Genomic DNA, 11,045 nt, shown 5'->3' on the forward strand with positions numbered 1-11,045 from the left:
ATGAGTATCCTGTACTGAAGTAAGGTTGTGATCAACATGCGTTCTAACGGACCGATCGGAAATTATGATCTTGTTAAAAAAATAAATATGGAACATGCCATCTCTACGATTCTGAAATACCGTCCATTATCTCGGGCTAAAATCGCCTCTCTGACAGGCCTTAATAAGATGACCGTCTCCAGCTGTGTCGATCTATTCGTGCAGAAAGGTTTTGTCGTTGAACTCGGTACGACGGGTACCTCGAGAGGGCGCCCGCCTACGCTGGTCGATTTGAATGAGAAAGCCGGCATCTGCGTGGGGGTTGATGTTGAAATTAACCAATTCACCGTGCTCGTCACAGATCTGCTCGGCAAAAAGCTGGACAGCATGATTGTTCCGCTTCAAAGCAAAGATCCCTTCTTTTTCGTGGAAGCGATATCGACGATTTTGAAAGATTTAGAGAACGACCACGCGCATCGCCAGCTAGGCATTGTAGGGGTCGGCATTGTTATTCCCGGCTACTACAATATACGGACGGATGTGGTAGATTTCAGCGCGAACCTGCAGGAGTGGAATGATTTCCCCTTGCGGAACGAAATCGCCAAACGAGTTCCCGGGCTTACCATTCATGTGAACCCTGCACCTTATGCGGGGGCGATGGGCGAAGTCCATTTTGGTGGGGCCAAATCGGCGGATCATCTCGTGTATGTCACCAGTTCTTGGGGATTATCCGTCGGCGTTTACAGCAAAGGAGAAATGTTCACCGGTACGACGGGAACAGCGGGGAGACTCGGGCATTCCACCATCCATATGAATGGCAAGAAATGCACCTGCGGCAGCAGAGGCTGTTGGGAGATGTACGCTTCTATCAAAGCGCTGTACGAACTTTTGGACACAACCCCGCAAGAGCTGTCGTTCGCAGACATTGTGGAAGGCATTGAGCGCGGTGATTGCAAATTTACAAGTGCCGTGCATGAGCTTGGCCATTACCAAGGCATCGGCCTGGCGAACGTTATCAATGCCTACAACCCAAGGGTCATCTGCATTGGCGGGCTTCTTGCGCTGCTCGGCCCTGCGCTCATTAACTCCATCTGGAACACGCTGCGCGAAATGATTCCCGAGCGCTTTCTTCAGAATTTGGAGATCTACTGCTCCGATTTAGGCGAGCTGGGCGTTGCCCATGGAGGCGTTTCAATGGTGCTGAGGCAGCTTTCTACGACCATTATCGAGAAGTCGTTGTTGGAGTAAGCGTTTGAAGCAAGGCGTGCAATGGCAAGCTAGCGGAGCTGCAAGAGCAAGCGCGCTGCAAAGAACGTCTTATGGACTGAGCTGCCGCTATTCGCACGATCTAAGATTTCGTGAAATCTAACGGACATCAGCGCTGCTATTCACATATTCTGAGTGAAATCCGCATCTGTTACAGCAGGTTAGCGGCGCTGGAGTCCGTTATTACTGCTAAACAGGCAATTTGACTCGTTTAACGGCGATGAGGTCCGCTAAAGCGCGGGAGCCACGCCCCCGCCGTTCTACCACTCATATCCCCGCAATGGCTCTGCTAAACGAAGCTTATGCCGGGCATGAAACGGGTCGCGCGCTTCAGCCCGCACATAATCGTCCACATAATGCATCAGCAGCGTCTTTTCTTGAATTGTTTCCGGCAGCGCTCGCAGTTCCTCCAGTGACGTATGCGATGGCAGCTGGTCATGCTGCATATGACATTCATGGAAGATCGTCTCTACTGCTCCGGCAACCTCGCTTATGTATGTTTCATCTAACCGCGTATCCCCGCTAAAATAGAAATACGGCTTGCACAGCAGGCCATAACTAAGCATTTCCGGTACATGCTGCGTCCGAACGAGCTCGAAGCGCACACCCGCGACTTCAAACGCATCCTCCACGCATTCCACGTCGAAATAGTCTTCAAATACGCGTTTTCCCCGTGTAGTCAATTCCAATCCATGGCGTAAAATTTGCCATAAATCGTCCCGAAGCCCTGCAGGTACATACAGCTTCGGCTTCGCTTTACCGGGATATACCCGGTGAAACAAGGCCAGCTTTTGCAAGCCGTTCACATGATCCTCATGCAAATGGGTCACGAAAATATGCTCCACCTCGTTGAGCTTCATCCCCATCTGATGCAAACTAACATGGTTTGACTCCGGAAAGTCGATGCACAGATTCGTACCGGCAAACGCAAGGATTGCGCTATTATGGCCCTGCTCAACGCTAAAGCCGTCGCCGCACCCCAAAAATGTTAATTTCATAAAAACCGCCTCCGTATTTGTCTTCAAATAAACGCGCCATTCCTAGTGAATTTGTAATATGATAGCTTTAGAAAGTTGACATTTTAGGAGGACAACATGAATAAACCACACAAACCTAAGCCAAAAATCCAACTGCGTTCCTCGCTCTATATCCTCATGATTTCGTTAATTATTGTACTACTAACCGACAGCGTATTCTACACGTACACGAAGAGAATGTTGACATCGGAGCTTAAAACCAAGCTCGAGCTGATTGCCGATAACGTCGCCATCTCCATCAAGCATTCCAAATCGGGTGAGAAATATGTTGAAAATCTGATCGGGCAAAATTTGCGGACAGCCTCTCTAGCCGCCCAGTACCGGCTCGATCCTGATATTGAAAAAGTAACCAATGAGGAACTTGTCGTTCTCAGCAAAGAGTTGATGGTGGACCATATTACGCTCATGAAGCGAAGCGGCGATGACATCATTGGCTACAAATCCTCGGAACCCAAGGAAATCAATATGAGCACCAAAAACTGGAGCCGGGACTGGTTCAAGGCTTTCAATCAACTGCTCGATACGAAGGAAACGAATGTCAAAAGCGGCCAAGCGCTGCCGTATTATTGGTCAGGGCCGATGAACACCTCTATGTCAGATCCGCAATATGTGGATAAATGGGGGTATTACTATGATGGACGTACCAACTACATCCTTGACCCTTATGTCCACGATACGTTTTTCCGCGATTATCGGCGGGAAACCGGCGTCGATGCCGTTATCAATGAAATGATTCATGGCTACACAGACCACGGCGTCCAAGAAATTGCCGTCTTTAACACGCCAATCTTCCTTGGCAAGCAGGAGCAGTTCAAGAAAGAAGGCTATACCTGGTTCACCGACCGGGAAATTTTATTTGGTACATACACGATGAAGGATACTAGGGATCAAAATATGGTGGAGTCGGTCCTGCAATCCAATCAAACCCAGCAGCTGCTGACCAACATGAATGGTAAAACGTATCTCAAAATGTTCATCCCGCTCCAATTGGACATCCCTGTCGTCATTGGACTTACAGCCGATTATGAGAAAGTTCAGCATTCCATTGAGCAGCAGCAAATGAATCTCCTGCTTCTGATCGGGACAACGGCCATTATTGCATTCATTCTTGTCATTGTGAGCATACGCTTCATTAATCGCAATCGCGAAGCAACCGCGGAAAGCATTCAAGAAGTGTACGTCGACCATATCGGGTCGCTGTTTCGCTCTATGAAAGAGCAGCGGCACGATTTCAACAACCATGTGGCGACCATTCAATCTCTTGTACATCTCAAAGAGTACGAGGAGCTGAGTCGTTATACCTCAGAGATCATCGGTGAAACGACCGCATTGAACGATATTATCCAAATCAATGTGCCGGCCTTATCAGCCATTGTTCAATCCAAGGTGATTGGAGCCGTTGAACGTAAAATTACGTTTGAGCATGAGGTTGCCAATCTGAAGGAAGTTCCTTTGGGTGCGGTAAAAGCAACCGATTTGGTTCGTATCATCTCAAACCTCATTGATAACGCGTTTGATGCCGTCTCTGCGTCTAAGATCGAAGGAGATAAGTTAGTTCGTCTCGTTGGCTATGTGAAAGGCGGCTCGCTCATTTTCCATGTGATTAATAATGGGGAACCGATTGCAAGCGATGTCCTCCAACGTATATTTGAGCCCGGCTTCTCGACCAAGAACACCGATGATCTTCATGCGGGATTAGGTTTGAGCATCGTGAAACAGCTTGTCGGCAAATATGGCGGAACCGTTCAGGTCACCTCCACAGAAACTGAAACAACCTTCACAATTTCGATTGCCATCTAACCATTGCCTGGGAAATATACGGATTCCCCTCTTTGTGAGGGGGTCCGTTTTTACATGTAAAACCCTTTTAATATCCGGCAAAATGTGGTATCATGAAGACGTTCTCAATTGTAAGCGTTATCATTTTAGAAGGGGGATAATAAAATGAACGTAGCGCTCGAAACTAGAAACAGCTATGAAAATTTCGTATTGGAAAGCGATATTATGTACTTCCGAGTCGGAGAGCATGGGCTGGTCTCTTTTCATGGGAAAAATTTTCACATTAAAAAACGGATGTCCACGGAGCAGATTATAGAGATTACAACGGGCGGCGCTTTTTTCAAGGTGAATACAGATTGCTATGTGAACACGAAAAAAATTGTTCAGATTCAAGAGGGCAAAGTATTTTTCGAGATCAAAGGCGCAGACTCCAAATTCATTTCGGTTACCAAACTTCGCCAGCATCGTTTGAAGGAGCTCTTGCAGCAGCACAAAACGGAAGCGAAATAATCGCCAAGGCTCAGGAGCACCTGCTCCTGGCGGCAAACAAAGCTTAATCAGATCCTTTATGAGGATCTGGCTAAGCTTTTTTGTTGCCTGGATCTCGGGCTTGCCATATCGTGCTTGCCAGTACAATTTCGATGCTATGTTGTATTTTATACAACCATTTAGCCTAATTTGGGACTCAATGCATATCTATATTGTACTTTATACAACGATTTTGGGCTAAAAGCTGCAGATTCACACGATTTCGCGATAAATGGTTGTATATTGTGCAATGGGAGGCCAGTTTGGTAGACAGATACCACTTCTATGTTGTATAAAGTACAGCGTAGCACCAGTTAATCGCCATGCCATGCGGCGCACAAAAAGAAACCAGCGATTGCATCGCTGGCTCCTTTTGAAACATATACTATGAAATTTTGGCAAGTGTCTCTTGTTGATGTTCACGGATAAGAAACCGGATGTACTCGACCGTCGTATCTTTCACCTTTTTGGCTTCTTCCAAAGTAGCAAAACTGTACTCCGCATAATCCGTGCTTCCGTACTTGCTCAGCTCCTCATAATTCATACCAAGCGTGGAGAAATTATGAACCAGCTCGTACGGTGTCTTCGCATCCACATTTTGCACGAAGATATCTTTGGAAAAGAAGGAGCCTTGTTTCTCTACTTTAAAAATAACACGAAACGGCTTGTCTTTATCTGACACAAAGCATTTGATGACAACGTCTATTTCCATCGTTTTATAATCCACAGCGTTCGTAGGTTCTTGATTTGGTCTATGTTTTGGCGTAAGGTTAGGCGAATGCATCCATCTTTTCAAAAATCCCAACACAAGATTTCCTCCCTATTAACGACATGAATATAACATATTGTAATGGAAACATACTTAATTGACAAACCATAAATTACCTAAATTGGACCTAAACTCCTTTTACCGGCGGCTTTTCGATATTTCCAAATAATCATCAAACATAAAATGCCCGTCATCACGCCGCATCCGACAAAGGCCCCATTCGCACCGAAGCGGTCTGCGATATAGCCGGCAAATAAGCTCCCAATCGGGGTGGAACCGGCAAATACGAGCGAATACACACTCATGACCCGCGCGCGGTACTCCTCTTTGGCATGCATTTGAAGATTAGAATTGCTATTGGTGGCAAACATAATGTTGAAAAATCCAGTCAAAGCCAGCAGAGCGCCGCAAACCCAAACCGACGTGCTCAGCCCGTTAAGAATCAGACAGACGGCAACCACCAGACTTGCCATCATGCTAATTTTTACACTGGGTCCTTGTTTACTGCGAAATGACATCGTCAGCGCCCCTGCAAAAGAACCCACGCCAAGACATGACATTAGGGTGCCGTATGTGGTCTCTCCCAAGTGCAGCACATTTTTCGTGAACACCGGAATGAGAATATTGAAGTTAAACGCAAGTGTGCCGATCACCGTCACGAGCAGAACCGTCTGTGCCAGAAGAGGATCTCTTGCGATGTATACGATCCCGTCTTTAATCTCCTTCATGATGCCGTCGCGCGAGGTCTTCTTGCGAACATAGGGCGCAGCTTGAATTTGAAACAAACCGTACAAGACCGCCACGAAACTAAACCCGTTGAGCAAAAAACACCACCCCGCTCCAAGCCAAGCCATCATCACCGCGCCAATGGAGGGCCCTACAATCCTGGCCATATTGAACGTGGTTGAATTAAGGGCAATCGCATTCATCAAATCTTCTTTGCCAACGATTTCGATGTTAAAAGCCTGCCTGGTCGGCATATCGAGCGTATTGTTGAGCCCCAGCAAAATCGCCAGCACGATAATGTAGCCGTACTTCACCGTATCGGTCAAAACAAGCGTTGCCAATGTAAAAGCAAGAATCATGGAAACGGTCTGCGTGACCAAAAGAATGTTCTTTTTGGGAAATTTATCGACGACAATACCCGCAAACAGGGAAAACAACAGGATGGGCAAAAACTGACAAGCCGCGACAAACCCTAGCTTGAGCGGTGAGCCTGTGATCGTAAGAACGAGCCAGGACTGCCCGATATTTTGCATCCATGTCCCAACGAGCGATACGCACTGTCCCAACCAGAGGTATCGATAATTGCGATGCGTTAACGCATGAAAGTGCCGGTTAATAAAAACCGAGCTCGCTCCCCTCATGTTCATATCCGTCTACGCCTCCTCTGCGAATCTGGCTGCATTATTGCCCATTTTCTCCAAAATGATCAACGCTAACTGCTTCTCCTCTTCGGATAAACCGTAGGTCAAACGCTCGCGCCAATCCGTTAATACTTTGCGTACGTCATCTTTAATCAAAAGCGCCTTCTCGGTCAAATGGACTTCGTTGCATCTCTTATCCCTTTCGCTGACCGTCCGGGTAATATAGCCTTGGTGTTCCAGCTTTTTCAGCGCTTTCGCGGTCGTGCCTTTATCGATCTTCAAATAGTCCGCCAGTTCTTCCTGCGTGAGACCATCCTCTTTGTAGAGTGCATTCAGAAAAATATGCTGACCTCTGCCGATATCGTAAGCTTTCAAGTGCTCGCCTATATACATTTGTCCATACCGGTATAGAAGCGAGATCCACCTGGGAATGGTGTTGGGGGCATCAATCATCGTTCTGTCTCCTTTCTTTTGAGCAAAATGGTGGGAATTACCGAACCGTTGCACTTGCCACGATTTCATCATACGCTTGATTAGTTGCATCTGCAACCAATTTTTCATAAAAAAAACGCCCTTTTCGATTTTTCGAATAAAGGGCATGCCGTATATGTTCCATCAAAGAGGGACGCTCGTCGTACCCGCAGTACCCGCAGCAACGACCGCTTTGGGAAGCTTTTTCCGCGCCATCCAGCGCCGTTGAACGAGGAAGCCGCGTATCGCCTCATCAAAAATCATAGCGGTATAAACACCATGGAGCAGCCATCCGAATTTGAGTCCGAAGACATAAGTGCCGCCTACGGCTACGATCCACATGATGCCGATGCTCACGTACATCACAAACTTGGTGTCTCCAACGGCGTTAAGCGCGTTATTAAGCGGCATATTCCACATTTTGAGCGGCTGCAAAATCAAATTCATAGCCATCACCCCGACGACGATCGTAATAATCTCGTGGTTGCCGGTAAATGCGCCTACGATATGTTTGCCTAATAAGAATAATAAGACCGTATTTGCCACCACGACCACTTCGCCCCAAAATAACGCCTTATAGAGACTTCGGTATGCTTTCTCCAACTGTCCGGCACCAAATAAATGCGCAACCTGAATTTGAATCGCCATCGCAAAGGACCAACCGGCCAGGAAAGAGAAGGATTCCATCGTATTTAAGTAGGTGCGGGCCGTAAGCTGCTCAGCGCCCATCGTCGCTACCATCGAAAATAAAACCACCTGCGACAAGGTCCAGGAAGCCGAACTAACCGCCATCGGCAGGCCAACCTTCGCCACCTCTTTCAGCAATCCCGAGTGGAATATCCGCAGCTCCTTCCAACTAATCAGGGTGGAGAATGATTTACGGAAAATATAAAAGAGCACGACCAGCGCGATCATACGGCTTCCCACGGTGGACAGCGAAACACCGAATAGTCCCCATTTGGGCAGCCCGAGCGCTCCGAAAATAAATACATAGTTGCCGATTATATGAATGATATTCATACCGACCGCAACAAGCATCGTGCCCTTCGTATTCCCCGTACTGCGAATAATGGTGCTTAGTGTCAAAACGGCCGCCATAACAATCGTTCCGCTGCCCACAATCCGAATGTATTGCCGCGTCATCTCATGAAGAGAATCCGGCACATGCAGCATATAGACGAATAGATCAACGCCGAAGTAAAGCAGCAGGGAAACAACGACGCCCAATCCCAGCGTTAATGTAAAAGCCATCGAAGCGACTTTCCTCGCTTCTTCCTCTTTGCGAGCTCCGAGCTTCTGCGAAATGACAATTCCAGCTCCGCTGGAGATCAGCACGAACAGCATAATGACCGCTTGGAAAAATTGATTGCTGATCCCAACAACCGCAACGGCGTCGTCCGAAATCCGGCTGACCATCAGCGTATCTGCGGTACCAATCATGAATTGCAGAAATAGTTCAATCATTATCGGCCAAACAAGTCCGAATAAGGTCATTTTCTTAACGGTTTCCATAGCGGTTTCCTGTTCTATGCATAATAGTGAACACGCGTTCACAAACGCGCATACAATGATTTATTTTAGCAACTCTTTGGAGGAAGTCAATGGTATTGCGCACAAAAAAAAGCCCCTCGACGAGGCTGAAAAAGCGGCCTGCTCACTAACGGACCGACAAACCTTTATTTCATGAATTGGAGTCCTTGTAAAAGGCCAACGGACACCACAGCCGCTATTCCCCTTTGCAGCGGAGCTTTCAACTGCTATTGGGTGCAATAACGCTTCTGGTGTCCGCTATACAAATAGACGAGCAAATGTATCGAAAATAACGTCACAGAGGTCCGTTACAATTCCATAGCCCGCTTCTCTGCTCTCCGCCTACAGAAATTTCAGGCAAACCGGCTTCGGCACCGCCGCCGTTTGCCCGGTTTCCTGCAGCATCCCCGTCACCGCGTCTACGCGGAATACCGTGATGCTGTCCGATTCCTGATTCGCCGCAAGCAGGAAATCCCCCTGCGGCGACAGGGCGAAGTTCCGCGGCGTCCGCCCCAGCGTCGCCTGCCAACCCTGGACGGACAGCGTGCCGCTGTGTCCGTCCACGGCATAAACCGCGACACTGTCGTGCCCGCGGTTTGAGGCATACACATGCCGGCCATCTCCCGAGAGATGGATGTCCGCGCATGTGTTTTCGCCGCTGAAGCCCTCCGGCAGCGTCGAAACGCTTTGCAGCGCGGTCAAGGTGCCCGCGCTCGCGTCATAGGCCAGCACCGTCACCGTGCTGTCCAGCTCACCGACCGCGTACACGTACCGGCTGTCCGCGCTGTAAACCAAATGCCGCGGGCCTGCGCCCGGCTTCACCGCCGCTTCGCCATGCGGCTGAAGGGTGCCGTTCTCCGCGTCAATGCGGCTCACCACCAGCCGATCAAGGCCCAGATCGGCTGAAATCGCATACCGATTGTCCGGCGCCGGCACAATCGAATGCGCATGCGGGCGCTCCTGGCGATCCGCCCGCGGCCCTAACGTGCCCTCATGCTTTACCAACTGCGTGGGCTCGCTCAGGCTTCCATCCGCTTCAATCTTATAAGAAGTGACGCTTCCGCTTGAATAATTAGCCACAAATACAGCACGGTTCGTCTGATCCAGGCTAATGTAGCATGGAGCCGAGCCGCCAGTCGGCTGCTCGTTCAACTTCGTCAGCTTCCAAGAGCCAGCTTCAATCGCATAAGCCGCGGCAGAGCCACCGAAACCGCCTAAATACGAGTCTGTCTCGCTGACCGCGTACAAGACACTCCGCTCCGCATTCAGCGCAAGAAACGAGGCGTTCGGCAAATCGGTATACGCATCCAACAAGGTGATTGCTCCGCTCTGCAGATCCAGCTTAAATAACGTAATCCCCGTCTTATTATCCTCATTCGTATAGGAACCCACGTAGCCATACATTTCCTTCTGTTCTCCACCTGACACTTGCCATCATCCTCCGCATCCGCAAAATTTATGTCGTTCCAAACAAGTCATATTTGACTTCCGAAAAATTATGAATCATTTGTTCCTCTGTAGCAGTGTTTCCCGTTCTTTTATCAATCACTCTGCGCCATATTTCATTTTCCCGGTAAGTTCGGCCTTCCTTTTCCAGAAAACGGTGATTTCTTTCTTCGATGTGATACGCGTGCCTAAGCGGCTCATCGCTGTGAACGGAGCCTTTCAAGTGCTCATCCGTCAACCATAGCCGGAACTGGAAGGTCGTCTTCGTCGGATTGTAGATCCGCAAATCAATGTAATTGTAAAAGACGCTCGCTCCGCTCCCGAAAGGCAGTACCCGGTGATCGTCCGGAAAAGGATCAAAGCTGTGATGATGCCGTTCCACCACCTGAAGCGGTGTATGCAGCGCCATCCAAAACAGCAGATTGCCCAGCTGGCAAATCCCTCCTCCGACGCCCCGCTTCACACCGCCTTGCGAAAGCAGCAAGCCTTCGATGTAGCCTTTAGCGGGTGTTGTTTTGCCGACTAATTTCCAGAAGGAAAAAGTCTCCCCCGGCCGAATCATAATGCCATCCATACGGGCAACGCTGAGACGCAAATTCGTTATTTTATTCTCTTGCAGTTGGGGGTCGGAAGAGCCTAGCTTTCTCCGCAGTAAGGACTGATGCTTTTTGCACGCATAGGGAAGCGAATTTGCCGCTCTATGCTTGGCATACGTAATCGACGGATTCAAATTAACCAAATGCCGCACCATTCTTAATTGGGCAATTCGCAGACGATACAGTACCGGGAACATGCTGAGCAGCTTTTGCTTCATCCTTGTACACCTTCCTTTTTCACCAAAAAATGGGTTCGCCAAAACATTCCACCTATAAG

At 48.6% G+C, this 11,045-nt stretch carries 10 protein-coding genes; 3 read left to right on the top strand and 7 right to left on the bottom strand.

The genetic code is table 11. The features are described 5' to 3' along the window. The first annotated feature begins 36 nt into the window (after window positions 1–36). On the top strand, window positions 37–1,227 hold the full coding sequence (locus AC3WRW_RS07625; RefSeq protein WP_492545747.1) for an ROK family protein: 1,191 nt from the start codon (window positions 37–39) through the stop codon (window positions 1,225–1,227). 278 nt (window positions 1,228–1,505) lie between these two features. On the opposite strand, the gene AC3WRW_RS07630 is transcribed toward AC3WRW_RS07625, so the two are convergent. Next, window positions 1,506–2,243, bottom strand: coding sequence for an MBL fold metallo-hydrolase (locus AC3WRW_RS07630; protein WP_492545748.1), 738 nt, complete (start codon window positions 2,241–2,243; stop codon window positions 1,506–1,508). Window positions 2,244–2,339: 96 nt separating this feature from the next. Here AC3WRW_RS07630 and AC3WRW_RS07635 point away from each other — a divergent pair, with 96 nt between their 5' ends. Together AC3WRW_RS07635 and AC3WRW_RS07640 are read left to right on the top strand one after the other, a co-directional pair. Continuing rightward, on the top strand, window positions 2,340–4,082 hold the full coding sequence (locus AC3WRW_RS07635) for a sensor histidine kinase (protein ID WP_492545749.1): 1,743 nt from the start codon (window positions 2,340–2,342) through the stop codon (window positions 4,080–4,082). Between the two features lie 144 nt (window positions 4,083–4,226). Further along, window positions 4,227–4,571: a LytTR family transcriptional regulator DNA-binding domain-containing protein gene (locus AC3WRW_RS07640; RefSeq protein WP_492545750.1), complete on the top strand. Its 345-nt coding sequence runs from the start codon at window positions 4,227–4,229 to the stop codon at window positions 4,569–4,571. 403 nt (window positions 4,572–4,974) lie between these two features. On the opposite strand, the gene AC3WRW_RS07645 is transcribed toward AC3WRW_RS07640, so the two are convergent. The 6 genes from AC3WRW_RS07645 to AC3WRW_RS07670 all read right to left on the bottom strand — a co-directional run bounded on the left by AC3WRW_RS07645 (window position 4,975) and on the right by AC3WRW_RS07670 (window position 10,986). Next, window positions 4,975–5,394 carry a hypothetical protein gene (locus AC3WRW_RS07645; RefSeq protein WP_492545751.1) on the bottom strand — a complete coding sequence of 140 codons (420 nt, stop codon included), beginning with the start codon at window positions 5,392–5,394 and terminating at the stop codon, window positions 4,975–4,977. 80 nt (window positions 5,395–5,474) lie between these two features. Continuing rightward, complete coding sequence (locus tag AC3WRW_RS07650; protein ID WP_492545752.1) at window positions 5,475–6,731, bottom strand: MFS transporter; 1,257 nt, start codon at window positions 6,729–6,731, stop codon at window positions 5,475–5,477. A 6-nt stretch (window positions 6,732–6,737) separates the two neighbouring features. Further along, a complete protein-coding gene (locus tag AC3WRW_RS07655; RefSeq protein WP_492545753.1) occupies window positions 6,738–7,178 on the bottom strand; it encodes a MarR family winged helix-turn-helix transcriptional regulator in 441 nt (146 codons plus the stop codon). Window positions 7,179–7,340: 162 nt separating this feature from the next. Beyond that, window positions 7,341–8,708 carry an MATE family efflux transporter gene (locus AC3WRW_RS07660; protein WP_492545754.1) on the bottom strand — a complete coding sequence of 456 codons (1,368 nt, stop codon included), beginning with the start codon at window positions 8,706–8,708 and terminating at the stop codon, window positions 7,341–7,343. A gap of 360 nt (window positions 8,709–9,068) precedes the next feature. After that, window positions 9,069–10,154, bottom strand: coding sequence for a lactonase family protein (locus AC3WRW_RS07665; RefSeq protein WP_492545755.1), 1,086 nt, complete (start codon window positions 10,152–10,154; stop codon window positions 9,069–9,071). Between the two features lie 28 nt (window positions 10,155–10,182). Then, window positions 10,183–10,986, bottom strand: a complete 804-nt coding sequence (locus AC3WRW_RS07670) for a VanW family protein (RefSeq protein ID WP_492545756.1) — start codon at window positions 10,984–10,986, stop codon at window positions 10,183–10,185. Between the last annotated feature and the right edge of the window lie 59 nt (window positions 10,987–11,045).

The sequence above is a fragment of the Paenibacillus sp. FW126-R14 genome (assembly GCF_058789495.1).

Excerpts from the sequence above, each read along its gene's own strand:
- AC3WRW_RS07625 (WP_492545747.1), top strand. The coding sequence starts at position 37 with ATGCGTTCTAACGGACCGATCGGAAATTATGATCTTGTTAAAAAAATA.
- AC3WRW_RS07630 (WP_492545748.1), bottom strand. The coding sequence starts at position 2,243 with ATGAAATTAACATTTTTGGGGTGCGGCGACGGCTTTAGCGTTGAGCAG.
- AC3WRW_RS07635 (WP_492545749.1), top strand. The coding sequence starts at position 2,340 with ATGAATAAACCACACAAACCTAAGCCAAAAATCCAACTGCGTTCCTCG.
- AC3WRW_RS07640 (WP_492545750.1), top strand. The coding sequence starts at position 4,227 with ATGAACGTAGCGCTCGAAACTAGAAACAGCTATGAAAATTTCGTATTG.
- AC3WRW_RS07650 (WP_492545752.1), bottom strand. The coding sequence starts at position 6,731 with ATGAACATGAGGGGAGCGAGCTCGGTTTTTATTAACCGGCACTTTCAT.
- AC3WRW_RS07655 (WP_492545753.1), bottom strand. The coding sequence starts at position 7,178 with ATGATTGATGCCCCCAACACCATTCCCAGGTGGATCTCGCTTCTATAC.
- AC3WRW_RS07660 (WP_492545754.1), bottom strand. The coding sequence starts at position 8,708 with ATGGAAACCGTTAAGAAAATGACCTTATTCGGACTTGTTTGGCCGATA.
- AC3WRW_RS07670 (WP_492545756.1), bottom strand. The coding sequence starts at position 10,986 with ATGAAGCAAAAGCTGCTCAGCATGTTCCCGGTACTGTATCGTCTGCGA.